This is a genomic window from Shewanella sp. FeAMO (genome assembly GCF_053653955.1).
Map to the genome: position 1 here is coordinate 2,433,954 of NZ_CM132201.1, position 24,804 is coordinate 2,458,757.

21 protein-coding genes are annotated in these 24,804 nt (G+C 53.0%); 12 read left to right on the forward strand and 9 right to left on the reverse strand.

Features of this window, described 5'->3' with window-relative positions:
* Nucleotides 1-13 precede the first annotated feature (13 nt).
* Complete coding sequence (locus ACWAU4_RS10860; protein ID WP_208125993.1) at nucleotides 14-1,951, forward strand: sensor histidine kinase; 1,938 nt, start codon at nucleotides 14-16, stop codon at nucleotides 1,949-1,951.
* A 222-nt stretch (nucleotides 1,952-2,173) separates the two neighbouring features.
* Nucleotides 2,174-2,653 carry a GNAT family N-acetyltransferase gene (locus ACWAU4_RS10865; RefSeq protein ID WP_037436570.1) on the forward strand — a complete coding sequence of 160 codons (480 nt, stop codon included), beginning with the start codon at nucleotides 2,174-2,176 and terminating at the stop codon, nucleotides 2,651-2,653.
* A 106-nt stretch (nucleotides 2,654-2,759) separates the two neighbouring features.
* Here the strand turns inward: ACWAU4_RS10865 and ACWAU4_RS10870 are convergent, their stop codons facing one another.
* The gene (locus ACWAU4_RS10870; protein WP_101058811.1) at nucleotides 2,760-4,007 is read right to left on the reverse strand and encodes a uracil-xanthine permease family protein; all 1,248 of its coding nucleotides are present in this window, start codon (nucleotides 4,005-4,007) and stop codon (nucleotides 2,760-2,762) included.
* A 211-nt stretch (nucleotides 4,008-4,218) separates the two neighbouring features.
* Here ACWAU4_RS10870 and ACWAU4_RS10875 point away from each other — a divergent pair, with 211 nt between their 5' ends.
* Together ACWAU4_RS10875 and hda are read left to right on the forward strand one after the other, a co-directional pair.
* Entirely contained in the window at nucleotides 4,219-5,364 is a 1,146-nt protein-coding gene (locus tag ACWAU4_RS10875; protein WP_144130945.1) for a DUF2066 domain-containing protein, read from the forward strand.
* Between the two features lie 77 nt (nucleotides 5,365-5,441).
* Nucleotides 5,442-6,152: a DnaA inactivator Hda gene (hda, locus tag ACWAU4_RS10880; RefSeq protein WP_025009703.1), complete on the forward strand. Its 711-nt coding sequence runs from the start codon at nucleotides 5,442-5,444 to the stop codon at nucleotides 6,150-6,152.
* Between the two features lie 91 nt (nucleotides 6,153-6,243).
* Here hda and ACWAU4_RS10885 read toward each other — a convergent pair whose 3' ends face one another.
* The 4 genes from ACWAU4_RS10885 to bepA all read right to left on the reverse strand — a co-directional run bounded on the left by ACWAU4_RS10885 (nucleotide 6,244) and on the right by bepA (nucleotide 10,742).
* Nucleotides 6,244-8,193: a PKD domain-containing protein gene (locus ACWAU4_RS10885; RefSeq protein ID WP_208125995.1), complete on the reverse strand. Its 1,950-nt coding sequence runs from the start codon at nucleotides 8,191-8,193 to the stop codon at nucleotides 6,244-6,246.
* Nucleotides 8,194-8,415: 222 nt separating this feature from the next.
* Nucleotides 8,416-8,799 carry a DUF2069 domain-containing protein gene (locus ACWAU4_RS10890; protein ID WP_071237658.1) on the reverse strand — a complete coding sequence of 128 codons (384 nt, stop codon included), beginning with the start codon at nucleotides 8,797-8,799 and terminating at the stop codon, nucleotides 8,416-8,418.
* Nucleotides 8,800-9,150 (reverse strand): arsenate reductase (glutaredoxin), encoded by a 351-nt coding sequence (gene arsC, locus ACWAU4_RS10895; protein ID WP_025009706.1) that lies wholly within the window; start codon nucleotides 9,148-9,150, stop codon nucleotides 8,800-8,802.
* 122 nt (nucleotides 9,151-9,272) lie between these two features.
* Nucleotides 9,273-10,742: a beta-barrel assembly-enhancing protease gene (bepA, locus tag ACWAU4_RS10900; RefSeq protein ID WP_051472599.1), complete on the reverse strand. Its 1,470-nt coding sequence runs from the start codon at nucleotides 10,740-10,742 to the stop codon at nucleotides 9,273-9,275.
* A 102-nt stretch (nucleotides 10,743-10,844) separates the two neighbouring features.
* Between bepA and ACWAU4_RS10905 the strand changes: the two genes are divergently transcribed.
* Nucleotides 10,845-11,066, forward strand: a complete 222-nt coding sequence (locus ACWAU4_RS10905) for a sulfurtransferase TusA family protein (RefSeq protein WP_025009707.1) — start codon at nucleotides 10,845-10,847, stop codon at nucleotides 11,064-11,066.
* An 80-nt stretch (nucleotides 11,067-11,146) separates the two neighbouring features.
* Nucleotides 11,147-12,238, forward strand: coding sequence for an AI-2E family transporter (locus ACWAU4_RS10910; RefSeq protein WP_044734452.1), 1,092 nt, complete (start codon nucleotides 11,147-11,149; stop codon nucleotides 12,236-12,238).
* 65 nt (nucleotides 12,239-12,303) lie between these two features.
* Here the strand turns inward: ACWAU4_RS10910 and ACWAU4_RS10915 are convergent, their stop codons facing one another.
* Nucleotides 12,304-13,197 (reverse strand): LysR family transcriptional regulator ArgP, encoded by an 894-nt coding sequence (locus tag ACWAU4_RS10915; protein ID WP_025009709.1) that lies wholly within the window; start codon nucleotides 13,195-13,197, stop codon nucleotides 12,304-12,306.
* Between the two features lie 156 nt (nucleotides 13,198-13,353).
* Between ACWAU4_RS10915 and ACWAU4_RS10920 the strand changes: the two genes are divergently transcribed.
* Nucleotides 13,354-13,980, forward strand: coding sequence for a LysE/ArgO family amino acid transporter (locus tag ACWAU4_RS10920; protein ID WP_025009710.1), 627 nt, complete (start codon nucleotides 13,354-13,356; stop codon nucleotides 13,978-13,980).
* 116 nt (nucleotides 13,981-14,096) lie between these two features.
* Here ACWAU4_RS10920 and bcp read toward each other — a convergent pair whose 3' ends face one another.
* Both bcp and ACWAU4_RS10930 read right to left on the reverse strand, forming a co-directional pair.
* Nucleotides 14,097-14,564 (reverse strand): thioredoxin-dependent thiol peroxidase, encoded by a 468-nt coding sequence (gene bcp / locus ACWAU4_RS10925; RefSeq protein WP_025889755.1) that lies wholly within the window; start codon nucleotides 14,562-14,564, stop codon nucleotides 14,097-14,099.
* 40 nt (nucleotides 14,565-14,604) lie between these two features.
* Complete coding sequence (locus ACWAU4_RS10930; RefSeq protein ID WP_025009712.1) at nucleotides 14,605-15,153, reverse strand: glycine cleavage system transcriptional repressor; 549 nt, start codon at nucleotides 15,151-15,153, stop codon at nucleotides 14,605-14,607.
* Nucleotides 15,154-15,327: 174 nt separating this feature from the next.
* Between ACWAU4_RS10930 and dapA the strand changes: the two genes are divergently transcribed.
* The 4 genes from dapA to ACWAU4_RS10950 all read left to right on the forward strand — a co-directional run bounded on the left by dapA (nucleotide 15,328) and on the right by ACWAU4_RS10950 (nucleotide 21,930).
* Nucleotides 15,328-16,212, forward strand: a complete 885-nt coding sequence (dapA, locus tag ACWAU4_RS10935) for a 4-hydroxy-tetrahydrodipicolinate synthase (protein ID WP_028779222.1) — start codon at nucleotides 15,328-15,330, stop codon at nucleotides 16,210-16,212.
* Nucleotides 16,213-16,216: 4 nt separating this feature from the next.
* On the forward strand, nucleotides 16,217-17,317 hold the full coding sequence (gene bamC / locus ACWAU4_RS10940) for an outer membrane protein assembly factor BamC (RefSeq protein WP_025009713.1): 1,101 nt from the start codon (nucleotides 16,217-16,219) through the stop codon (nucleotides 17,315-17,317).
* A 459-nt stretch (nucleotides 17,318-17,776) separates the two neighbouring features.
* Nucleotides 17,777-18,841 (forward strand): efflux RND transporter periplasmic adaptor subunit, encoded by a 1,065-nt coding sequence (locus tag ACWAU4_RS10945; protein ID WP_454290564.1) that lies wholly within the window; start codon nucleotides 17,777-17,779, stop codon nucleotides 18,839-18,841.
* Nucleotides 18,838-21,930, forward strand: a complete 3,093-nt coding sequence (locus ACWAU4_RS10950; protein ID WP_028779221.1) for an efflux RND transporter permease subunit — start codon at nucleotides 18,838-18,840, stop codon at nucleotides 21,928-21,930. Before ACWAU4_RS10945 ends, ACWAU4_RS10950 begins: the two co-directional genes overlap by 4 nt.
* 295 nt (nucleotides 21,931-22,225) lie before the next feature.
* On the opposite strand, the gene emrD is transcribed toward ACWAU4_RS10950, so the two are convergent.
* Entirely contained in the window at nucleotides 22,226-23,407 is a 1,182-nt protein-coding gene (gene emrD / locus ACWAU4_RS10955) for a multidrug efflux MFS transporter EmrD (protein ID WP_257574394.1), read from the reverse strand.
* Nucleotides 23,408-24,021: 614 nt separating this feature from the next.
* Here emrD and ACWAU4_RS10960 point away from each other — a divergent pair.
* Nucleotides 24,022-24,798, forward strand: coding sequence for a tRNA-uridine aminocarboxypropyltransferase (locus ACWAU4_RS10960; protein WP_208125997.1), 777 nt, complete (start codon nucleotides 24,022-24,024; stop codon nucleotides 24,796-24,798).
* The last annotated feature ends 6 nt before the right edge of the window (nucleotides 24,799-24,804 follow it).

Consider the following 24,804-nt stretch of genomic DNA (forward strand, 5'->3'; position numbering starts at 1 on the left):
TGGGACCCCACTTATGTCGATAGAGTTGCCCGAACAGGCCGTGATGACACCACTGATTTCAGGGGAAGCCTCATCCAAGAGTCAGAAACGCAATAAGTGGTTGACCTGGGTCAGTTATCTTTTGCCTTGGTGGCTGCTGGTACCGCTGGGAAGCTGGCTTATGTATCACTATGCATCCCAATGGCAGATAGATCAGGTGCGTTATGCTCAGCGGGAGCTGGTAGACAGAGACGCTCTGGTACTCGATGCACAGTTGACCAAGGTGCATCAGGATGTCAGCCTGCTATCGCAAATGACGGCATCGGTATTGGCCGACCCAAAGCTTGACGAGAGCGAACAGCTGAGCTTGTTACAACGCCTGTTTGTGGATTTCAGCAAGGCCTATCCCAGTTATATGCAAGTTCGCTGGATAGGCACCTCAGGAGTTGAGTGGGTCAGGGTTGATCATACAGATAATCAAAGGCGGGTCGTTGCCAACGACGCATTGCAGGATAAATCATCACGCTATTACGTAATTGAAGCCAACCGACTGGCTCCGGGGGCGGTTTATTACTCTCCTTTTGATCTCAATATCGAAGGCGGAGAGATAGAGAAACCCTATCGCCCCACCTTACGCGCCGCCACCAAAGTGATGGATACCAATACCAGCGAGCTTGGACTGGCATTGGTAAACCTGGATGGCAGTGGTTTACTCGAGCGTTTACGCCAGTCCGGCAAGACCATGCTACTGAATGCCGAAGGCTATTGGCTGCTTTCAACTTATGGCCACAGGGAATGGGGCTTTATGTTCGGCGATCCCGAGCAGCGTCTGGCGGTCGTTCACCCCAAGGTCTGGCAGCGCATTCAGCAGACCAGCCAGGGGCAGTTTATCGATGAAACCGGTATGTGGACCTTCTCTCGGGTGGGCCCGAGCTTAAACAATGGCAGCCAAGTGCCCATGCTTTACACCTTGTCCCATGATGAGCAGCCTTTGCTCATTCAAGCCAGGCTCAGGCAGCTCTATACAGGTGTCGGCGCCGTGGTGCTTCTGTGCATGACTTTACTGGGAGCGTTTTTGGCGCGCTCCAATCTGCGTCTGGGGGATAAGGCTCATGAGTTGCAACAGAGCAACGCGGCATTGGCACTGACTTTGGCTCAACTGAGGGCATCACAGCAGGAACTGGTTCGCACCGAGAAACTATCGTCTCTGGGCTTGATGGTGGCCGGAGTGGCTCATGAACTCAATACGCCTATTGGTGCCACCATGTTGTGTGTCACTGCGCTGAATGAAAGGGTGGATGAGCTCAAGCGTGGGTATCACAGTGGCAATATTAAACGCTCGCAGTTGGAGGAGTTTATTGAATACCAAGCGGAAGGTTTAACCCTGGCCGAGCGCAATCTCAAACGTTCAGCCCTGCTTATTCAACAGTTCCGTCAGGTGGCATCTGACAGGGCCAATGCCGATAGGCAAGCCTTCTGGCTCCACGAGTTGATAGCGGACATCCTGGCACTGAATCACGGCCAGTGGAAACACAGCCATCATAAGTTGACCACGGATATTCCCAGCGATATTCATATGCACAGTTATCCCGGCCCCCTGGGGCAGGTGATCCAGAACCTGGTACACAATGCGCTGATCCATGCCTTTGAAGAACCCGACCGGGGCGAAGTGCATATCTGTGCCCGGAAGCTGAAAAACAAGGTGGAGATCTGCGTGATGGATAACGGCATAGGGATTAAGGAGCAGGATAGTCAAAGGGTGTTTGACCCTTTTTATACCACCAAGCGAGGTAGCGGTGGTACCGGGCTCGGCCTGCATATAGTGCACCATCTGACCACTGAAGTGTTGGGAGGAAGTGTGCGGGTATCTTCGGGAGTCAATGGCATAGGAACGTCGATGATATTGCTGTTGCCGCTGGAGCAAACGGCGGTCAAGCCCGCAGCTAAAGAAGCCGATATGGCACCGGCCTGAAGCCTGCCTTGAGCAAAGCTAAAAGTCCTTGCCTGAAATAAAAGCTTATAAAGCTTAACCTCAGCCCCTTGTTATTCTGCGTATTTTTACAATAACCCGACGGTATCTGTCATGTATGAGTGAACTTTTCCCTGGTTGACGGCAAACAACCTTGAGATAGATGCGTTCCATGCATAAAGTATTAACCCTAACTATTTAGAACGAAAAACAGGATGTTATCAATTGGCTACCAATACTAGCAGTACCAGTATCCGAATCGCTAATTCTGCCGATGCCCAGGCTATCAGTGATCTGATTATTCCCCAAACCCGCAAGTTTGTATTGCCCTCCTGTGGTGTTCAGGTTCATGCAATGCTGCTTGATTCCATGTCGCCTGCCAGTGTCAGCGGCTATTTAAACGGAGATTACCGTTATCATCTGGCTGTCAATGATTCAGGTGAGCTCCTGGGGGTAGTAGGCATGAGGGAAAATCGCCATCTGTATCATCTGTTTGTTCGCGAAGATGCTGCAGGTCAGGGGCTGGCACGGCGACTTTGGGATGTGGCCAGAAAGGCATGCCTGGACAAGGGCAATGAAGGCAAATTTACGGTTAATTCAGCCGTCACTGCCGAGAATGTTTACCTGAAATTCGGTTTTAAACGTATAGATGGCGTTCGTGAGCGAGAGGGAATGGTGGATATTCCCATGAGCCTGACGTTATAGCAGCCAAAGAGTCGTTAAGGCCTTTTGGGTGGCTTAAAATATGAAAAAGCGCCCTTTTGGGCGCTTTGTACTTTGATACTCAAGTTTACGCAAAATGAGATAAGGCTCAGTCCGCGAGGGAGTCACCTGTCTTGGCTGCTTGGGGCTTGCTGCTTGGCAGCAGCAGGTTCATCACTATGGCCACAATACCGCAAAGGCTGATACCGGTCAGGCTGAATGAACCGATACCGAAAGCCATGCCGCCGATACCGAATACCAATGTTACCCCAACGATGGAGAGGTTGCGGGGCTCGCTGAGATCCACCTGATGCTTGATCAATGAGTTGAGGCCCACAGCGGCAATAGAGCCGAACAGCAAACACATGATACCGCCCATCACAGGTACTGGAATCGTCTGCATCAGGGCGCCCAGTTTACCAACAAAGGCCAGCAAAATGGCGGTAATGGCAGTCCAGGTCATAATTCTGGGGTCGAAGTTGCGGGTCAGGGTCACAGCGCCCGTCACTTCAGAATAAGTGGTGTTTGGCGGGCCGCCAAAAGCGGTGGCCGCTATGGTGGCGACCCCGTCACCGGCAAGAGTGCGATGCAAACCGGGCTTTTTCAAATAATCTTTACCGGTAACATTGGAGATAGCCAAAATATCTCCTATGTGTTCCACGGCAGGGGCGATGGCAACCGGGATCATAAAGGCAATGGCATGCCAGTTGAACTCGGGGGCAACGAAGTTGGGCATGGCCAGCCACGCCGCCTCATGTACCACATTGAAATCCACTATGCCGTAATACAGACTCAGGCCGTAACCTACTATGATACCGGCCAGGATCGGCATCAACCTCAGCAGTCCCTTGGCAAAGATGGCCACGGCTATGGTGGTCAGTAGTGATGCCAGAGAAACAATAAGGGCGGTATCCTGAGCAACAAGTACCTGACTGCCGTCACCACTCTTGCCGAGCGCCATATTCACGGCAACCGGTGCCAGGCCCAGGCCTATGATGATGATCACAGGTCCCACCACCACAGGAGGCAGGAGTCTCATGATTACGCCGCTGCCACGCAGTTTAACCACAGAGGCCAGTACAAGATAGACGCATCCTGCAGCCATCAGGCCACCCATGGTCGCGGGGACGCCCCAGGTTTGTACGCCGTACATGACAGGTGGAATAAAAGCAAAGGAGGAAGCAAGGAAAACAGGGATTTGACGTTTGGTGATCAACTGGAACAACAGGGTGCCGAATCCGGCGGTGAACAGGGCTACGCTGGTATCTAGGCCGGTGAGCAGCGGCATTAGCACCAGGGCTCCGAAAGCGACAAATAACATCTGTGCGCCTTGCAGAGGACGGGCAAGGTATTTCATTTTTTTATCCGTATTTAGGTTAAACCGGCCAATATTACCAGTTCACTGTAAATCGTGGGGGACTATTTGCCGTTTTAGATCAAATTTTTCACAAATTCTACAGCTGAACCCCAGATGAACGAAGCGGGAGGTTTTTCATCTCCATCGGCTCGCCAAGTGAGGCATATATGATACACTTTTGCCATTCCGACCATTTTTTACCGTCGCAAAGATGCTGAATTCATTTATAAAGCCAGTCGTTTTTCTCTCCCTGTTCTGTGCCACAACTCTGGCCCAGGCTGTTGAGGTCAAACGTTTGGATGAAGCCACTGTAGCCGTGGAATCCCGAACCAGTGCCGAGAAGAGCAAGGGGCTCAAGAAGGCATTGGAAGATGTTATTTTGAAAAACTCCGGCTCCCGTAGCGCCCTCGAAAGCCCGGAAATTCAGGCCAAGCTCGCCAATGCCGATGCCATGGTCAGTCAGTTTGGCTATCTGGATACCGAAGAGGGGCTAAAGCTGAAGGCCAATTTCGATCACCGCAAGATAATCAGCATGCTGCGCGAAGCCGGCTTGCCGGTCTGGGGCAAACAACGTCCCCTGACTCTGTTTTGGCTCAGCACGGATATCAATAATGAGAGGGTTATCCTCAGTGATGATTCGAGCGCCGAAGAGCGCAAGGCTTTTGCCAATGCCTCGATGGAACGTGGTGTGCCTTTGATGTTTCCTTTGATGGATCTGGACGATCTGATGCGCATCAATGTCAATGATGTGCGCGGTTTGTTTGCAGATACCGTCGCTACCGCTTCAGGGCGTTACCAGGCGGACTTCTTTGCCATGGGTACACTGGAAGCCAGCGGCAGTGAATTCAGCTATCAACTGGTGCTTTATCCCAAGACAGATGTCAGTCAGTCTTTTGGCCAACCTCTGCTCAGCCGTCAGGGGCGGGCCGCCAGTAAGGACGAAGCCGTGGCCGAGATGATGCTGTCACTGTCTGATTACTTTGTTTCCCGGTACGCGATTGCCGATTCCGGCGATGGCCTTTTGAGCAAGGTGCGTTTTACCGGCATCAACCAAATGAAACAGTTGGTTGAGATTGAGGCGTTTCTCAACCAACTCAGTGCGGTGCGTGAAGCCAGTCTCAGTACTCTGCAGGGTGACAGTGCCACTTTCAGTGTGCAGCTTTTTGGCTCGGAAGAGGACTTGAAAAACCTGCTGCGTCTGGAACCACGTTTATCTTCGGCCGAGACTGGTTTTCAGGATGTGGCTGGCGGGCAGGGCAATGACGACATGAATACATTGCCACAGCCATCCAAGACCACAGAATTCAGCGATAATGTGAACCAGCCCATAGGCCCATACCAATGGCACAGCCGTTGAGGTTTTAACAGCGGCGCCAGTCATGCTAGACTTGGCGCCCGCATTACTTGATTTACTGCGATTTGGAACGATCCTGAGTGACACAAAACTCACCCTTGCAACTTTCACTGCCCGTTCACTTGCCGGACGATGAGACTTTTAACAGTTATTATCCTGCGGCAGGAAACGATGAACTGATCCAGACCTTGAGGGCCTGTGCCGAAGGCCGCAGCCAGGGAGCCGTCTACCTATGGGGACCGGTTAAGTCGGGACGAACCCACTTGATGCACGCCGCCTGCGCTCATGCCAATGAGTTGGGACGCAGCAGCTTCTATATTCCCCTGGGTATTCATGCCAGTATCTCCACCGCTTTGCTTGAAGGCTTGGAGCAGCTCGATCTTGTCTGTATTGATGATGTCGATGCCATTGCCGGCCACCCTTTGTGGGAAGAAGCGATATTCGATCTCTACAACCGAGTAGCCGAGCAGAAACATTGTGCTTTGGTGGTCAGCGGCAGTGCGGCACCCATAGATGCTGGTTTTGCCTTGCCGGATCTGGTCTCAAGGATGCAGTGGGGGCTCAATTATCAGCTGCAACCCATGGCCGATGAGGAAAAGTTGGTGGCATTGCAGCGCCGCGCCGCCATGCGTGGCTTGCAATTACCGGAAGATGTGGGCCGTTTTCTGCTCAATCGTTTGGCCCGGGATCTGCGCACCTTGTTCGATGTGTTGGACAGGTTGGACAAGGCCTCCATGGTGCATCAGCGTAAGTTGACCATTCCTTTTATCAAAGAGATGTTGCGCCTCTGACTGTCGAGTCCAAGCCTAGTTATTTTAAATGCATTTAAGAAGCGCAGCTGAAGCTGCGCTTTTTTGATGCTCGAATAAACCGAAAAGCGTGTCAGGGTCTGTTCACCCCTACGGGGGTTTTGTGGCGATCGCCACTTAAACGCAGCGGCACTTGGGTCTGTTCACGCCCTTGCTGACGCTGGACATTACTCTTCGGCGCCATAAGTGTGGGTGATATGCCGAGGTTGGCCGCCCAGCTCAGGCCTGGTTGCATCTGCAGCGGCGCCGGCAAACTATCCAGCAGCAGCTGAGCATTGAGCTCAGGCATCATTTCGCTCAGCACCAAGCCTGTACGGTTTCTAAGGGCCGAGGCGCCGATACGTCCCCGCTGGCCCCAGTCGACCCTGATGCTGTTTGCGGTCACTGTTTCGGGTTTGTCTGTAATCGCCACATCACGCTGCACGCCAAGACGGTAGCTCATCATGGCTTCTTCAAACAGCATGGCGGCATCTTCCCTGGGGGTGCTGTAGTTGTAAAAGTCATTGGCTCTGTCTGCGGAGAAGAAGCCACTGACATCCCCGGGCGTATATGCCTTTTGGGTGGCGGTGGCTGTTTGGCCCATAAAGCTCACGCCGGCCAGGGCGCTCATCTCTGTGCTGCCCAGCGGATAGGCGCTGCTGAGCTGATCCGATATCAAGGCTTTTTGCGCCGTGCGTCGGTAATAGTCATCCAGCAAAGTCGGTCCCTCAAGGCTTTGGTGAACACTGCGCGGGAAAAAGTCATTGGCATGGGCCAACTCGTGATAAAGCAGCGAGGAGAGATCGGTTGTCAACTCGCTGATAGGGCGGTTGCTGCGCTGGCTGCGATCACGATAGACAGAAGCATAATCGTTGTCTTTGACATAACGCCAGGGGATCAGGAACTGCAGCTCATTACCGAAACCGGCACGGTAATCCGGCGCTTCATTGATACTGTCGCGTTCAGTTGCCGTCAACCAAAGATCTTCCGGATCCAGATAGATAGCACCTGTGACCACCCAGTAGAAGGAGGGGCGGACATCGTAACTTATCACCACTGCGGTGACAGACTGCAGCAAGGTGGCAAAGTCACCATGAGTGTCCATTTGATCGAGGAAGGCTTCAAAATTACGTCCCATCCAGTCGTGGGATACCAGTACCCGGTTCATTATCGCTTCTTTATCACTGATGCCGCCGGCGCCTTGGCCTATCAAGGACAGGGTACTGAGCTGGCAAGCGCTCAACTGATTGGAATAAGTGCAGCGCTTTAACACTTCGGCATAAGGCGAGTTGCGTTTGTAGGCATGGGTGCGGGCGATGGGCGCATCAAAGTACTCTGAGGTGATTTGTGCTTCATCTGTTATCAGTATGCTGACTTCATCGCTTAAGGTCTCGCCATTGACACTGGCGCTGGCTCTTAAGATCACCCCTGTGTCCTGATTGACCTCGGGCGCAACAAATAAGGGGCGTTCAGGGTTGGTCAGATCCAGGTTGAGCTCAGGTCCGGCGGCAATACACCAGCTGATGTTGTTTGCCACAGTGCCATTGACTCTATCCAGTCGTACGCTGACATTGTTGCCCTCTACCACTTGGTGATCCTGGCGGATATTAAGGCCACTACCGTCCATCACTGTCAGGGTTACCGTTTCCTGCAGGCTGAGATCACTGCCGCTAACATTCAACTGAAAGCGGTAATCACCGCTTTGCGGCGGCACAAAGGCCAACACATGGCTGTCATTCATGTCCATATCGACACTGGGCCCGGACAACTGTTGCCACTGGAACTGCATATTACGGCTGTTGAGCGTGCCCAGTGTGGCCAGAACACTGCTTTGCTGACCGGCTAAATAGCGGCTTTGCAGCTTAAAAACCAGACCAGAGGCTGTGGTTTGGTTGTCGAATTCACTTTGTTGTTCACAACGCGACAAGGCCGGAGGTGGGGTAACGACAGGAGGGATAAGGTCGCTGCCATCATCGTTGCCACCACCGCCACAGGCGGTGAGCAATAGAGTACAGGTGAAGGGGAGGTAAGGCAGTATCTTCATGGCACGACTCCACTTGGTTGACTGCTTGTTATTATTTGTTGTTTTTTTTATATAAAAATGGTTGTATTGCTTGGGCACTATAGCACGGGCCAGCAGGGTGACCAATAGTCCTTAAGATGGGAAAAATTGTTGCAAATTATGCCAGTATGCGAGGACGGCAGAGCAAGAGCTGAACAGAGCATAAAAAAGGAGCCATTATCGGCCCCTATCTATTATCCGGGTTTACTCTTTGTCTTTGGCGCGTTTCTTGAGTCCCAGACCCAATTCGCGACCGCGCTTGCGGGCGTAGAAGGGCATGCTGATCAGTAAGCATGAGATCAACAGACTCTCAATCAGCGCAAACCACCATTCATTGCCCTCGGCTATATAGAGCAAGGTCAAGCCGTGCAAAAAATAGAGACAGAGAATAAAGCTGGCCCAGGCAAAGGTATAAGGATTACCTTTAAGGATCCCAGGCAACGGCAGCAGCAAGGGCACCAGCCAAAGACTGGTGAACAGTAGCGAGTATTCGCCGTCGAGTCCTTTACCGATAAAGGCATAGGCCAACAAGGCCGTCAGTAGCAGATAGCCTGTGCGTGAGATCTGTAATAACGCATGACTGCTCATTTACAGGATCGCCAACACGTTTTCCGGTGGGCGGCCGATGGCAGCTTTACCGTTGGCCAGGACGATTGGGCGCTCTATCAGCTTGGGGGTGGCAATCATGGCGGCAATCAATTGAGCTTCGGTCAATTCCGGGTTATTCAGCCCCTGAGCCTTGTATTCCTCTTCCTTGGTGCGCATCAATTCACGGGCGCTGATGCCCAGTTTAGCCAGCAGTTCACTGAGGGTGGCAGCATCCGGTACCTGCTTCAGATACTCGACAATCTGGATCTCGACGCCTTTGGACTCCAGCAGTGCCAGTGTTTCGCGGCTCTTGGAGCAGCGAGGATTATGGAAAATAGTGACCTGGGTCATGGGTTTTCTCTTTACCTTGGCTGAAAAGTGCGACGATGATAGCAAAAATCAGCGGTTACGTCAGGGAAAAGTGGCCCGATTAACGGGCCAGTGAAAGCCTGCATAATCAAAGTGTAAGCCGATTATTTCTTCAATTCGTCCAGCGCTCGGTCGGCGACACGGAACTGGCGTATCTTGGCCTCGATTCTGGCAATCTGCAGTGGTTGGCCGTCGGCGGCCTTGTAGGCAAAGTTGAGCTGATCGATAGCCCCTTTATAGTCGGCCCTGAGTGCCATGGACTCGGCATTGGAGAAGTGTTCCAGCGCCTTGTTACCGGTTTGCTTGTAGGCTTCGGTCAGCAACTGATAGGGCAAGGGGTTTTGCTTATCCAGAAACGCCATGTCCTCGAGAATAGGGATTGCCCGCTGTGGCTGTTTACTTTCGAGATAAACACTGGCCAGGTTGGCGTTGATCACTTGGGAGGTGGGTTTGAGGCGTCTTTGGGCTTCCAACATCGTTATCGCGCCCTGATAATCCTTACGCTCCACCAGCAGATCGGTTTTGGTATCGAGATAGAAGAGGTTGTCCTGATCTTTTTCCAGCAATTGATCTATGAGCTGCTCGGATTGTTTGAAGTCCTTGAGGCGAAACAGTGCCAATGCCTTGCCATAGAGGGCCGCATCTTTAAAGGCATAGTTGTGCTTGGCTAACTGGGTTTCAAACAGCGACAGTGCCGCATCGTCGCTGTAGCTGGAAAAGCGCACCTGGATCCTGGCCTTGGCCAGGTGGAAGTTAAGGTTGTCTGCCACATATCTGTGGGGATACTGTGCCGCGCGGTTACGGGCATCGGTGATCCGCGACTCGGGCAGGGGGTGAGTCAGCAGCATTTGCGGCGGTTTGGAGGTAAAACGGTAACGGGCCGCCAGTTTGCCGAAGAAGTTGGCCGAGGCGTTGGGATCGAAACCGGACTCCACCAGAATTTGCATGCCTATCCTGTCGGCCTCTTTTTCATGCAAGCGGGTATAGTTAATCTTGGATTGAGTCGAGAGTGCCTGGGTGGTGGCCAGCGCTGCCATCCCGGCTTGAGGCGCTGCTATGGTCAGCAAGATGGCGCCGAGCAGCCCGGCAATGGTGGCCGGGCTGGCTTTCTCCTGGGCTTCGAGTGAGCGTGCCAGGTGCCTCTGGGTTACGTGGGTAATTTCGTGCGCCAGTACCGAGGCCAATTCACTTTCATTGTCGGCGTTGAGAAACAGGCCTGTATGGATTGCTACATGGCCGCCGAAAAAGGCAAAGGCGTTGATTTCATCGTTTCGCAACAGGAAAAAATAGAAGGGGGTCTTAACCCCGGTGGCATGCGCCACCAATTTGTTACCCAGTTCGGTGGCATATTGGCTCAACACAGGATCGGATAACACAGGCGCCTGGGAACGAATAACCCGCATATAGGCGTCACCATAGACCATCTCTTTTTCGAGACTGAAGGTGTTGACGGCGGCGGTACCGAGATCCGGCAGGTCGTTATTGGCGAAACTTTGGCTGGCGGTGGCAATTAACACAGCAGTGGCACCGGCCAGAATGGAATGTCGGAACTTGGAAAAAGTCAATGTACTCAAGCTGATTAGATTTCCTGTATGCCACTAATGCATAACTGCCTGGCTTGTGGTTTGAGTTGCAACTTAGGATAATAGCCGAGGTTTATGTTTAGCAAGCTCATCATGGTTTTAATTGATTTAACTCAGAGTCGTTGTCCCGAAGCCCTGGTCAAGGCCAAGATGGCGATGAAACGTTTGCGGCCCGGTGAAACTCTGTGTCTCTTGCTTTCAGACCCGGGATCGCGGCAGGATGTTCCCCGCTTTGCCAAAAAACAGGGCTATGATTGTCGGATTGAGTCCGACGAGCCTGCTGTATTGCGCTTACAGGTGTCCGTTGCAGAGTAGAAGCGCAGGACGTAACTACACAGCTTCTTGAAGAAGCGATAATCAAGATGGCGCAGCCATCATCACCACAGGAATCCCGGATGTTTAGCTATTTGAGTCGTTGGTACCAGGCCCGCTTCAGTGATCCTCAGGCTCTGACACTGCTGTTTATTCTGCTTGGTATTGCCTTGACCATCTATTTCGCCGGTGGCTTATTGATGCCGCTGCTGGTCGCTCTGGTATTGGCCTTTCTGCTGGAGTGGCCGGTGGCACAGATGGCAAGGGTAGGGATAAGCCGCACCGCGGCCGCCTCTTTGGTGCTGATCCTCTTTATCGGCTTGATGATCTTGTTGTCATTCGGCCTGATCCCCAGTATCTGGCGCCAGGGTGCCGCGCTGCTGACTGACCTGCCCACTATGCTGGACAAGGGGATAATCCTGCTGCAGGAGCAGGCGCAGCAATATCCGCAGTTTATCTCTACAGATCAGCTCGATACCATGGTGTCCGAGCTCAAAAAATTGCTCGACACCCAGCATCTTTTGGATATCGCCAAGCAGCTTCTCGGCTATTCGGCATCCTTGCTGGTGCTGATGGTTTACGCCATCCTGGTGCCTCTGCTGGTGTTCTTCTTTCTCAAGGATAAAGATGAACTGATCCGCGGCAGCAAGCGTTTCTTCCCCAGCAACCGTGAGCTGGCCCGTAAGGTTTGGTTCGAGATGAATCAGCAGATCTTCAACTACATTCGCGGCAAGGTGATTGAAATTGTGATTGTCGGGGTAGTGAGTTACGTATTCTTCGCCCTGATGGATCTGCGTTATGCGGCGCTGCTTGGGGTGTTGACCGGGCTTTCAGTGCTTATTCCTTATGTCGGTGCCACCCTGGTGACCTTACCTATTGCGCTGGTTGCCTTCTTCCAGTGGGGCGTCAGCCCTGAGTTCGGTTACCTGATGCTGGGTTACGGCATCATTCAGGCGCTGGATGGCAACTTGCTGGTGCCTTTGTTGTTTTCCGATGCGGTGGACTTGCACCCGGTGATCATCATAGCCGCAGTGTTGGTCTTCGGTGGCCTTTGGGGCGTTTGGGGCGTGTTTTTCGCGATCCCGCTGGCTTCTCTGGTCAAGGCTGTACTGAACGCCTGGCCCAACGCCGAAGCAGATGCGGCCAAAGCCGCTTTAGAGGCGCAAGCCGAATAAGGCGGTAAATTTCAAGTTCACTGACACAGGCGGCCTATGGTCGCCTGTGTTTTTTCAACCGCTATTCATTCGGGCAACAAGTGGTTTCTGGCGCTCGCCGCCAGTGCCCTGAATACCAGAGTGGTCTGCTTGGCCTTAAGGTTCCAGTGTTGCCAGTAGAGCGGTACCCGCATCCGCATCATGGGTGTCAACTCAATCAAGCGCCCGGATGCCAACAGCGGCTCGGCCTGCAGATGGCCCACCAGGCCATAACCCAATCCCTGTAGAATCGCTTCCAAAAAGCCTTCCGATGACGGCACTGTGTGTTGCCACCATTGTCCCGGCAGCATTTCGAAGTAGCGCTTCAAGTACTTTTCATGCAGCTTGTCGCGGGTGGAGAATACCACTGCCGGCGCCGAGGCCAGCGAGTCGGTATCCGGCAAGCCGTCGAAAAAACGTTCGGCAAACTCAGGCGTTGCCACACAGGCATACTCCATCACCCCGAGAAACTCGCTGGAGCAGCCGTTCATCGCTTGACCCAAGGTGGTCACGCAGCCGACAGCCTCACCGTTTTTCAACAGGTGATGAGTGTAAGATTCATCATCCACTATCAATTCCAACAACCAACCACGGCGGGCGAATATGGCGCTGATGGACGGTAGAAACCAGGTTGCCAGACTGTCGGCATTCACCGCTATTCTCACCACAGTGGGCATGGCCGGATCGTCGGCGTCCATTTCGGCTCTGAGCTCAGTCTCCAGCAGTTCGACCTGGGCATAGTGGCGCAAGAGCCGCTTCCCTGTTGGTGTCGGCACTACGGGATTACTCCTGACGAGCAGTGCCTGACCCACTCTTTCCTCAAGCTGCTTTATCCGCTGTGATACCGCCGATTGGGTCACATGCAGCCGTTTGGCTGCTCGCTCAAAACCGCCTTCAGCGACCACCACAGACAGGGCTTTGAGGTGACTGTAGTCCAGCATAAAAACTCCTTGGGTTAATCCTTGTTCGATTATAAGTTTTGCTAATGACCAATAAAAAACATTAGTTATATTAATTTTCTTGCCGGGAGTAAACTGCCGCTATTGAAAACTTTTATTGGTCGCCGGCTATCGCGGCGAACTGCTGTTGGAGAGATTATGCAAACCGCTTTCATTCAGGGCATGGGGATAGGTGCCAGTCTAATCATTGCCGTGGGAGCTCAAAACGCCTTTGTGTTGAAGCAAGGCATCAAACGTGCTTATCCGTTTCCCATCGCCTTGACTTGCTCTTTGATAGACGCCCTGATGATTACTGCTGGCGTTGCCGGGCTAGGGCAGTTGATCTTGGCCGTGCCGGCCATCAAACATCTGGCGAGCTTTGGCGGCGCGGCCTTCCTGCTGTGGTACGGCTTCAACGCGCTGCGCTCTTCATTCAAGAGTCAGGGGTTGCAGACCGGGGATGCTGAAGCGGCGGATTCATTTCGCAAGGCGATGATCACCACCTTGGCGATCAGCTTTTTGAACCCACACTTGTATCTGGATACAGTGGTTTTGCTCGGCAGCATAAGTACCCAGTTCGATACCGAGGTCAGGGGCTGGTTTGGTGCCGGGGCCGTGCTGGCTTCCTTTATCTGGTTCTTTAGTCTGAGCTTTGGCGCGCGCCTGCTGGCCCCCGTGTTCAGCCGTCCCGCGGCCTGGCGTTATCTGGACAGATTTATCTGGTTGACCATGTGGTCAATCGCCCTGGCTATTCTGTGGCCCTATTTTCAGGGAAGGGGCTTCTGAGGTAAGTTCAGGTATCTTGCAGAAAAACAAAAGCCCGCATTGCGGGCTTTTTAATGTCTCTGGCTTGGGGATGCGGTAAATGCCGGCAATAGGAGCCGGCAAAATAGCCGTGGGGTTTATCCCTTGAGATAGTCCAGCACCACTTGATGATGATCTTTGGTCTTGAACTTGTCGAACCTGTGGCAGATGGTGCCGTCCTGGTCAATCAGGAAACTCAGGCGATGCAGGCCATCATAAACTTTGCCCATAAATTTTTTCTCGCCCCAGACACCGAAGGCATCGGCTACTGCGTGGTCTTCATCGCTGAGCAGGGTGAAGTTGAGCTCATGCTTATCGATAAACTTGCCCAGTCTCGCCACGGGATCTGTGCTTATTCCAAGCACGGTTACATTGAATTCGTCCAGTTCCGCCTTGCTGTCTCTCAGGCCACAGGCTTGCACTGTACAACCAGGCGTCATCGCCTTGGGGTAGAAATACACCAGTACCCGGCCTTTTTTCAGGCAATCTTGCAGTGAAATATTTTCATCGTTTTGGTTTTTTAGGGTGAAGAGTGGCGCTTTGTCGCCTGCTTTTAAGGTGTTCATGCGTTCAATCCTTTTGATCTTTATCTGGGATGAGTGGGATTCAATCGGCTTTGGGGACCGCAATACCCTGCATACGTTTGATGTTGCAGGTCAGGGACATCTCTTCGGCCAAGGCTTGGATGCTGGTTTCCAGTTTATCCAATTCGACCTTTTCCGGGATATTGATGGCCAGGAAAACGTGCTGAGTCTGGCTGCCGTCCGGCAGCTCTTCCGAGTAGGAGCGCACCGCACCGAGATCCAAGGACCTGTCTGCCAGGAACTGGGAGATGCGCTTCATGGTGCCGCGCTGGTCCTGACCGTTGAAAGTCACTTCAATGCGCGAGATGTAATTTTGCGGCGTGTGCTTGGAGGTGCGCTTCATTACCGTCATCAGTTCAAGTTCGACACTGAGACTGGGAAGGCTGGTTTCTATCTTGGTAATGGATGCCCAGGAGCCGGACAACATCATAATCAGAGTAAACTCGTTGCCGAACAGCGCCATGCGGCTGTCGACTATGTCACAGTCGCAATCACTGGCTAATCTTGCCAGTTTGCTGACCAGGCCGGGACGGTCGGCCCCCATAGCGGTAACGACCAGGTAGTTGGTCATGAATTTTCCTCATATTTCCGGTATCATAGAGCGAAAACTCAGCCCCTTTGAGCTGAGTTTTTTGTGCGGTCAACCATGCTACCACAACTAATTCGATTTGTTAGCCCTGACAGTGCTTGTCATTGGCTGGCTGCACCAGTACCATAGCGAATCCTGAAATCTTGGGGACATAAGATGATAAACGGAAGCATCGTAGCCTTAATTACGCCCATGCAAGGCGATGGCTCAGTGGATTTTGCAAGTCTCGAGCGTTTGGTGGAATTTCATATCGAGCAGGGGACCGATGCCATAGTAGCAGTTGGTACCACAGGCGAATCTGCCACTCTGCCCATTCGCGAACACCTCGAAGTGGTGTCACAAACCCTTTCTTTTGCCGCAGGCCGTATTCCCGTCATAGGCGGTAATGGTGCCAATGCCACCGCTGAAGCCATAGAGCTTACCCAGGGCCTGTCGAAACTCGATGTGGCTGCCATGCTGGGGGTGACACCTTATTACAACAAGCCCACTCCCAAGGGGTTGGTTGCCCATTATAAAGCGGTTGCAGCCAGTACGGATGTTCCCCAAATTCTGTATAACGTTCCAGGCCGCACTTCGGTTGACATGAAGCCGGAAACCGTTGCCCAACTTTGTGATGTGCCCAACATCATAGGGGTGAAGGAAGCCACAGGCGATCTCGCACGGGTTAAACTGCTGCGTGAGCTTTGCGGCGATGATTTTCTGCTGTTCAGCGGTGATGATGCCACGGCGCGCGAATTCCTGGCCCTTGGTGGCAACGGGGTGATCTCGGTTGCCAACAATATCGTCCCTAAGGCGTTCAAGGCCATGTGTGAGGCAGCGCTGCAAGGAAGAGCGGCAGAGGCAAAAGCCGTGGATGAACCCCTGAGCGGCCTGTACAGTGCACTCTTTTGTGAGGCAAACCCAATACCGGTTAAGTGGGCGGCCCATCGCATGGGACTCATCAGCGAAGGCACAATTCGTTTGCCTTTGACTGAACTTTCCGAGGAGTTTCATGGTCTGTTGCTTAACGCAATGCAAAAAGCCGGGATAGAGGTTGAATAATTTAATGCTAAAGCAAGTTTCCCCCTTAGTGCTGGTTGTCGCAGTTTCAGCCTGCAGTACGCCGATTGACCGTCGTCAGGCCAATGGCAACTTCGAGTATGTTGAAGCCGGCACTTCAGCTCCCTTGGTGATCCCGGAAGGATTGGACACCCCAAGGTTCAGTAAAGAGTTTGAGATCCCGCAAGCGGGCGCCAAGAGTAATGCTGAGTTTGTTGGTGAAAAACTCGATATTCGTCCGCCTTTGCAAGTGCTGCCCATGGCTGAAGGCACCCATGTGGAAGAGGGCAGCGACAACATCAAAGTGGTGGTTGAGTCCATCGACAACAGTGTTGATCTCAAACAGGAGATCTTCAGCACGGTTAAGGGTTATCTGCAAAAGCAAGGCTATGGCATAGTCTCTGAAGATTATGATAAAGGCGCTATCGAAACAGATTGGATTGAAACAGAGCAGGTGCTCGATTCTTCCTGGTTTGGCAGCGATAAAGTCTACCAGCTGCGCCAGCGTTTCCGTTTCGATGTCGAAGTTCGTCCTCATGGCCGCACAGGTAACCTGGTGATCAACCTTATAGATCACGAAGAGCATTACGACGGCTCAGAGCTGCCGGTACTGCTCAGTGGTGAAGATAAGCGCCGTTACACCATAGACATGCTCAACAGCGCCGTGGCCTATATGAGCCTCAAGCGTGAGCAGATGATCAAGGCCAACCGTATCAAGCAGAGTCTGGGCATTGATATGTCATTGCATCAGGGCGGCGACAGCGAGAGCTACTGGGTGGCTGATGCGCCATTCAAGCGTACTTGGGATCGTCTGCGGATAGTACTGCCTGAGCTTGGTTTGGAAGTGGTGGACATGGACTCAAGCAAAGGTTTGTTCTACGTTAACTTGAATGACAACTCTGGCTTCTGGAGTTCCCTGTGGGGCGATAACAAGTTAGCGCTTAAAGAGGGTAGCTATCGTTTATTGCTGCAGGAAAGTGCCGCCAACAAAGAGCAGACTGAGATCCGCCTGCACGATGTGGCCGACCAACCGCTCGCGAATGAGACCATTGAAGCCGTCTATCAGAACCTGGCGGATTTGATGCGCGAAGATCGTAAAGTGCGTTAAGCTCTGCGGGTTTATACCAGAGAGTGTGATTGAAAAGGCGCCGATTTCGGCGCCTTTTTTGATCTCCTCATAAGCCTATTGCTGCCCTTGGGTGCCAAAAGTCGGTACCGAAGTTCTGTGGCTTTCTCAGCACCAGCCATTTATAACCATTTAATTTATAATGTTTTTGTTTGATGTTTGTCCTACTCCTTCATCTTTACCGCACGATAGATGAAATCAACGCCTCCCTGTTTGTAAAGCCATTTGCAGAATAGTCCTTGGTTTTTGAGTCAATCTATAGCCTGTATCTTTGTTCCGGCGGCTTTGATGCAGTTGTTTTAACTGTGTGTGTATCTGTGTCAAATAAATGTAATTTGTAAGAAAAGGTAAAACGTATTGAAGCCGATAAGTCGCAGAGTAAACTGTTTTACCCATAAAACTCTGTACCTTCGGACAACCAATGAAAAAATAATACTCCTCTTGGTACTACTGGCGGCCGCAGCCATTGGTTATCAACAATGGCATCAGCAGCAAGCCCCGGCGGAGAGAAAGGCCCGCCCGGTACCCAATGTTGTGGTGTATAAGGCAGCCATTCAGGCTGTGCGGGATGAAGTGGAGGCCCTTGGCACTTCCAAAGCCTATGAGTCAGTCACCATCACCCCCAAGGTCAGCGATGTGGTGACCTCGATTCGCTTCGATGATGGTCAGATAGTCAAGCAAGGGCAACTGCTTGCCAAGCTGCAGGACGCCGAGCAGCAGGCCAGAGTGGAACTGGCCAGGATCAAGGTACGGGAGAATACCCGCGAGTTCGACCGCATCAGCTCTCTGGTCACCAGCAAGACAGTCGCAGAAACCGAGCGCGACCGACTGCAAACTCTGATAGAAAGTGCCAGGGCCGAAGTCGAGCAGGCACAGGCGGCGCTGCGGGACAGACAGATCACCGCCCCCTTCAATGGTCGCCTGGGTTTACGCCAGGTTTCGGTCGGCAGCCTGGTCACCCCAGGAGTGGTGATCACCACCTTGGATGATATCTCGGTGATCAAGCTGGATTTCTCGGTTCCCGAGCGTTTTATTCAGGACTTGTTGCCGGGCAAAATCGTGGAAGCCAGCGCGGTCGCTTACCCGGATAAACTGTTTCGCGGCAAAGTTGTTTCCATCGACAGCCGGGTTAACCCAACCACACGGGCAGTAGTGGTGCGCGCCGAAATCCCCAACCCCGATGGTCAACTGCTACCGGGCATGTTGATGAAGGTCAAGCTTATCAAGCAAAACCGTGAGGCGTTGTTGCTGCCTGAGTCGGCCATTATTCCTATTCAAAACCGTCACTACATCTATCTGGCCAACAGTGAAGGTGTGGTGGAACAGCGTCAGGTTACTATTGGGCTGCGCAGCCGTGGCTGGGTGGAAATTCTCGAAGGCGTTGAGCTGGGTGAGCAGGTGATCATTCGCGGGATCCTCAAGGTCCGTCCCGGTGACAAGGTCAAGGTGGAGTTCAAGGAACATTTCAGCTTCCTGACGGCTGAAGAGGCGAAGACCACAGCATGATACTGACAGACATTTCCGTTAAACGGCCGGTTTTCGCCTCGGTCATCAGCCTGTTGCTGATCGCTTTCGGTCTGGTGTCCTTCGGTAAGTTGCCACTACGCGAATACCCGGATATCGACCCGCCGATAGTCTCGATAGATACCAGCTACCGTGGCGCCAGTGCCTCTGTGGTGGAAAGCCGTATCACTCAGCTGATTGAAGATAGGATCAGTGGCGTTGAAGGCATACGTCATATCGACTCTTCCAGCACAGATGGCCGCTCCTCTGTGGTGCTTGAGTTTGATATTGACCGCGATATTGAAGCCGCCGCCAACGATGTCCGTGACCGGATTGCCGGTTTGCTGGATAACTTACCGGAAGAGGCCGATCCGCCGGAAGTGCAAAAGGCCAATGGCGGCGATGAAGTGATCATGTGGCTCAATCTGGTGTCGGATCAGATGACCACTTTGCAGCTCACCGACTATGCCCGCCGTTACCTCACCGACAGATTCTCCGTCATCGACGGGGTGGCCAATATGCGTGTCGGTGGCGGCAAGGTTTACGCCATGCGGGTCTGGATTGACCGCCAGGCACTGGCGGCCCGCAACCTGACCGTAGCCGATGTCGAAGCGGCCCTGAGATCGGAAAACGTCGAACTGCCGGCCGGCTCCATCGAATCCAAGGAACGTCACTTTACCGTGCGGCTTGAACGCAGCTTTCGCACCGCCGAAGACTTTGCCAACCTGGTGCTGACCCAAGGGGGCGATGGCTACCTGGTTAAGCTCGGGGATGTGGCCAGGGTCGAAATCGGCTCGGAAGAAGAGCGGATCATGTTCCGTGGTAACGGCGAAGCCATGATAGGCTTGGGGGTCTCCAAACAGTCTACCGCGAATACTTTGGAAGTGGCGCGGGCGGTGAATAAACTGGTGGATGAGATCAACCCGACTCTGCCCCAGGGTATGGAGATCAAACGCTCCTACGACAGCTCAGTGTTTATCGAAGCCTCTATCGATGAAGTGTATCAGACGCTGTTTATCGCCATTATTCTGGTGATCATCGTCATCTACCTGTTCCTTGGCAGTGTGCGCGCCATGTTGATCCCGGCGCTGACTGTGCCTGTATCCCTGCTGGCCACTTTTATCGTGCTCTACGCCTTGGGATACACAATTAACCTCTTGACTCTGCTGGCGATGATCCTGGCCATCGGCATGGTGGTGGATGATGCCATCGTGATGCTGGAAAACATTCACCGCCGCATCGAAGAGGGTGACAGTCCATTGAAAGCCGCTTTCCTCGGCGCCCGTGAGGTGGCCTTTGCGGTTATTGCCACTACGGCGGTGTTGGTGGCGGTATTTATGCCAATCACCTTCCTCGATGGCGATCTCGGTAAGCTGTTTAAAGAGTTTGCCGTCACCATGAGTGCCGCCGTGTTGTTTTCCTCGATAGTGGCACTGACACTCAGCCCCATGATGTGTTCCAAGCTGCTTAAACCCGCGAGCCAGGATACCTGGTTGATGCGGCAGGTCGACAAGGGAATGAACGCTCTGGCAGGCTTTTACAGCCGCAGCCTCACCGGCGCCATGAAGCACCCCTTGCTGGTTTCCCTGTTGGTGGTGGCGGCTCTTGGGGCCAGTGCCTACATGGTCAAACTGATCCCGCAGGAGTTTGCGCCGGAAGAAGACAGGGGCTCTATGTTCCTGATGGTCAACGGCCCGGAAGGCGCCAGCTATGAATATATTGAAGCCTATATGAACGAGGTGGAGCAACGTTTGATGCCTCTGGTCGACAGCGGCGAAATCAAGCGTTTGTTGATCCGGGCGCCTCGCGGTTGGGGCGGCTCGGCCAACTTCTCCAACGGTATGGCGATCATAGTGCTCAATGACTGGGGCCAGCGCCGTCCCGCCAAGGAGATCATCAATGATGTTCGTGCCAGGCTGGCCGATCTCGCCGGCGTCAGGGCGTTTCCTGTAATGCGTCAGGCCTTTGGCCGTGGAGTGGGTAAACCTGTGCAGTTTGTCATTGGCGGCCCCAGCTATGAGGAACTTGCCAGATGGCGCGACATCATGCTGGAAAAAGCGGCGGAAAACCCCAATCTCGTCGGTTTGGATCATGACTACAAGGAAACCAAGCCCCAGCTCAGAGTCGTTATCGACAAAGACAGGGCGGCCGATCTCGGGGTTTCCATCGCTCATATAGGGCGCACGCTTGAGTCCATGTTGGGTTCACGCCTGGTGACTACCTTTATGCGCGACGGTGAAGAGTATGACGTGATCATTGAGGGGAACCGCGACAGCCAAAACACCGCCTCGGATATGCAGAATATCTATGTGCGCTCAGATCGCAGCAAGCAGCTGATCCCGCTCTCGAACCTGGTCAGCATAGAGGAGTTTGCCGACGCCAGTCAGCTCCATCGCTACAACCGGATGCGGGCCATTACCCTGGAGGCCAGTTTGGCGGAAGGTTACAGCCTGGGTGAGGCGCTCGATTATCTCAATGATTTGGCCCACACCTATCTGCCGGCAGAAGCCTTGATAAGCTACAAAGGCCAGTCGCTCGACTATCAGGAGTCCGGCAGCTCCATGTACTTCGTGTTCCTGCTGGCACTGGGGATAGTGTTCCTGGTATTGGCGGCGCAGTTTGAGAGCTATATTCACCCCATGGTGATCATGCTGACTGTGCCGCTGGCAACCGTGGGCGCCTTGGTGGGTTTGTTGCTGACCGGTCAAAGTCTGAATATCTACAGCCAGATAGGCATCATCATGTTGGTGGGGCTGGCGGCCAAGAACGGTATTCTGATTGTTGAATTTGCCAACCAGCTCAGGGATAAGGGGGTCGACTTTGATGCCGCTATTTTGCAGGCGGCCAACCAAAGGCTCAGACCCATACTGATGACAGGCATAACCACGGCCGCCGGTGCCGTGCCTCTGGTGCTCGCCGAAGGTGCCGGCGCCGAGACCCGCTTTGTTATCGGAGTAGTGGTGCTCTCCGGCATTTTGCTGGCCACCTTGTTTACCCTGTTGGTCATCCCTGTGGCTTATTCACTGTTTGCCCGCCATTCCAGTTCGCCCGAAGCCGTGGCGCAGCAACTGGAAAAAGAACTGGCCGAATAACCGGCCTAATCAGCCGCCAAACCGTTTTAATTGGTTTGGCTTTCGGTTTAACCTCAGATTTAGGTACCAGCGCTCCTTTTGGGGGCGCTTTTGATGCCTGAGCTATTCGGTTGTTTTGGCTTTGTTGTCATGATCGCAGTTTGGCAAGGCGCATAAGGATAGCGTCCAAAAGCGAATGCCTTCGTCGACTAAAACGCTGATAAAGTCTGAATCGCAAAGAAGAGCATGAAGTGTAAGGGGTGGAAGCAGCAAGACCGGCCAGTGGCCGGTCTTGCTTAATGGTTTGACAGGGAAATCAGAGCGGGTCCCCGGCGGTATGCACATCGATATCCGGATGGGTTCTGGCATAGTTGAGTGCCAACACCACCAGCACCACCATGGACGAAGTCAAAAGCCCTATGCTGAGTTGCCCCATCATGGGCACCAGCGACATCAACATGGCCGCAAGACCGGCGGCAAAGTTCTGTAAGCCACCGAGCAGGGCGCCCGCAACCCCGGCTTGGCGCGGGAAGGGTTCAAGCGCCGCCGATGTCAGCGCCGGAAACAATATGCCGGCCCCGGTGAAGAAGAGCACTGAGCCAATCAGTAGACTCCAACCTATCACCAAAGTTGACAGGCCGGGCAGCAGTAAAAACAGTGCCCCGGCACCCAGCAGGGCTACACCGTGGTGAAACAGTTTATGCAGTGATGCCTGTCTGCCGGCATACCAGGCCCCCAGCAGATAACCCGGAATAGGCGCCACGAAATAACAACTGACCATCATGGGGCTCATAGCCAGCACCTGGCCATAGAGTATACCGGCGATGGCTTCAAAGGCGGCAATCCCGGCGAAGGTAGCCACCAATGACAGCAGATAACCGCGAAAGGCTCTGTGCTTTAGCACCAAGGCATAGGACTTGAGCATGGACTGCGGCTGGCGTTTTTCCTTGGGGAGGGATTCCTTGAACCTCAGCGCCAGGGTTATCACCACGCAGACGCCGAAAAAAGCCAGGAACCAATACACGGCATGCCAGCCATAATGCACACTCAACACTCCACCAATAAAGGGAGCCAGCAGCGGCGAGAACACCACGGCCATGGACACATAGCTGTTGAAACGCACCAGCTTTTCGCCGAAGAAGAAATCCCTTGGAATCGAGCGACAAAGGGCACCGGCACTGGCTGTGCCGCAGCCTTGAATGGCGCTGGCCAGCAGCAAGGTATTAAAGCTCTCGGCGCAGGCGGCGATGATGGCACCTATGACGAAAAGACTAAGACCGATGAGCAGCAGCGGCTTGCGACCGAATCTGTCCGATACCGGGCCATAAACAAATTGCAGTAGGCCATAGGCCAAGAGATAAGTGCCCATAATCGCCTGCAGTTGCCCGGCACTGACACTGAATTGCTCACCCATCATAGGCAGCGCCGGCACAAAAATGGTTTGGGCAATCTGGCCGCTGGCAACCATCATCACCAGCATGATTAATAAAGGCTTCAAGGATACGCCGGAAACATTCTCATCAGGTACCACAGTAATACTCCCACAACCTTGATAAAGAACCATAACTAAAGAACCGTTTGGGAAGATGCGATAAGGCGAGTGCCTCTTGAGATAAGTATCAGCCCCTTCCTGCTCGGGAGCTCCCGAGACGGGCGCTATCATACTCGGCAATTTTGCAATTTCAATGACAGAAGTCGCTGTTATACAAGAAAAAAATTAAGGCTATTGATAACATTTTATATAGAATATATTTGCGTACCTTAATCTTTACACTGTTTGGGTGGAATATAACCCAAAAGTTGGGGGTATTTACCTTTGAAAGCGCCATGGTAGCTCTATAGAGGGCTTTCATTGCTGTTTTGAGTCTCTATATTGGAATGATATGTTTACAAATCTTGATGATGGATTATTTTCCATCGGTTCTTTCATTCGGCCTTATGGACAAGTACCAAGTGCCGGCTATCCTGGCAAGAGTGAGGTTAAACGACTTGCTGCCACATGAATGCGGAAGTAAACTGCGCCGACTCTTACGCACGGCAGTCAAAGCATCAAGGCTGGCGGTAAGAAAGTCGTACACTAGAGTTATTAAGTCATTGTAATTCGGGAAATTCATGTCAATTCAACCTCACGCGGTACACCGTCTGTATGAATACCGACAGTCGCTGTCGACCAAGCCTTATGCATCAAGGGGCAAGAATCTTGTTCGCTGTGGCCGTTGCCTGTTGGAGCAGAGCTTTTGTACCTGTGAGCACAGGCGCCTTCTGCCCTGCGAAGCGGCGTTTGCTTTGCTTATGTATGATGCCGAGGTATTGAAACCCAGCAACAGCGGGCGTTTGATAGCCGATCTCATTCCGGATACCCATGCCTTTCTTTGGTCGAGAACTCTGCCGGACCCTCAACTCTTAGCCTTGCTGGAAAACCCGGATTATCAGCCTTATCTGGTGTTCCCCGGGGAATATGCCTTACCGGGGCAAGAGGTGGTGACTGAGGCTTTGAGCGAAGTGCTCGCTAATCAGGGAGATCCGGAGCAAGACAAGCGACCGCTGTTCATTTTGCTCGATGGCAGTTGGCGTGAGGCGGTGAAGATGTTTCGCAAGAGTGCTTACCTGCATCAATTACCTATGTTGTCATTCAGCGCCGAAACCTTGGCTCGCTATCAGCTCAGAAAGGGGAGCCGCGACTTTCAGATGGGTACGGCCGAAGTGGCAATTTTAACGCTGCAGTCTCTGGGTGAAGAGGGCTGCGCCGAAGCGCTTGATACTTGGTTTAAGCTCTTTATCAGCAGCAGTCTGGCAACCCGTAGCCGCTTGATAAAAAATAAGCCCGAGCATATTCAATCACTTAAAGAGCAGTTTGCCTTTCAGGTTGAAACCCTGAGGCTTAAGTAAGTTATT

What these genes read in the sequence shown, in the direction of transcription:
- ACWAU4_RS10885 (WP_208125995.1), bottom strand. Translation starts at nt 8,193, where the DNA reads ATGAAGATACTGCCTTACCTCCCCTTCACCTGTACTCTATTGCTCACC.
- ACWAU4_RS10960 (WP_208125997.1), top strand. Translation starts at nt 24,022, where the DNA reads ATGTCAATTCAACCTCACGCGGTACACCGTCTGTATGAATACCGACAG.
- ACWAU4_RS10870 (WP_101058811.1), bottom strand. Translation starts at nt 4,007, where the DNA reads ATGAAATACCTTGCCCGTCCTCTGCAAGGCGCACAGATGTTATTTGTC.
- ACWAU4_RS10915 (WP_025009709.1), bottom strand. Translation starts at nt 13,197, where the DNA reads ATGCTGGACTACAGTCACCTCAAAGCCCTGTCTGTGGTGGTCGCTGAA.
- dapA (WP_028779222.1), top strand. Translation starts at nt 15,328, where the DNA reads ATGATAAACGGAAGCATCGTAGCCTTAATTACGCCCATGCAAGGCGAT.
- ACWAU4_RS10910 (WP_044734452.1), top strand. Translation starts at nt 11,147, where the DNA reads ATGTTTAGCTATTTGAGTCGTTGGTACCAGGCCCGCTTCAGTGATCCT.
- ACWAU4_RS10930 (WP_025009712.1), bottom strand. Translation starts at nt 15,153, where the DNA reads ATGACCAACTACCTGGTCGTTACCGCTATGGGGGCCGACCGTCCCGGC.
- ACWAU4_RS10905 (WP_025009707.1), top strand. Translation starts at nt 10,845, where the DNA reads ATGGTTTTAATTGATTTAACTCAGAGTCGTTGTCCCGAAGCCCTGGTC.
- ACWAU4_RS10920 (WP_025009710.1), top strand. Translation starts at nt 13,354, where the DNA reads ATGCAAACCGCTTTCATTCAGGGCATGGGGATAGGTGCCAGTCTAATC.
- ACWAU4_RS10875 (WP_144130945.1), top strand. Translation starts at nt 4,219, where the DNA reads ATGCTGAATTCATTTATAAAGCCAGTCGTTTTTCTCTCCCTGTTCTGT.
- arsC (WP_025009706.1), bottom strand. Translation starts at nt 9,150, where the DNA reads ATGACCCAGGTCACTATTTTCCATAATCCTCGCTGCTCCAAGAGCCGC.
- ACWAU4_RS10860 (WP_208125993.1), top strand. Translation starts at nt 14, where the DNA reads ATGTCGATAGAGTTGCCCGAACAGGCCGTGATGACACCACTGATTTCA.
- ACWAU4_RS10890 (WP_071237658.1), bottom strand. Translation starts at nt 8,799, where the DNA reads ATGAGCAGTCATGCGTTATTACAGATCTCACGCACAGGCTATCTGCTA.
- bamC (WP_025009713.1), top strand. Translation starts at nt 16,217, where the DNA reads ATGCTAAAGCAAGTTTCCCCCTTAGTGCTGGTTGTCGCAGTTTCAGCC.
- ACWAU4_RS10950 (WP_028779221.1), top strand. Translation starts at nt 18,838, where the DNA reads ATGATACTGACAGACATTTCCGTTAAACGGCCGGTTTTCGCCTCGGTC.
- bcp (WP_025889755.1), bottom strand. Translation starts at nt 14,564, where the DNA reads ATGAACACCTTAAAAGCAGGCGACAAAGCGCCACTCTTCACCCTAAAA.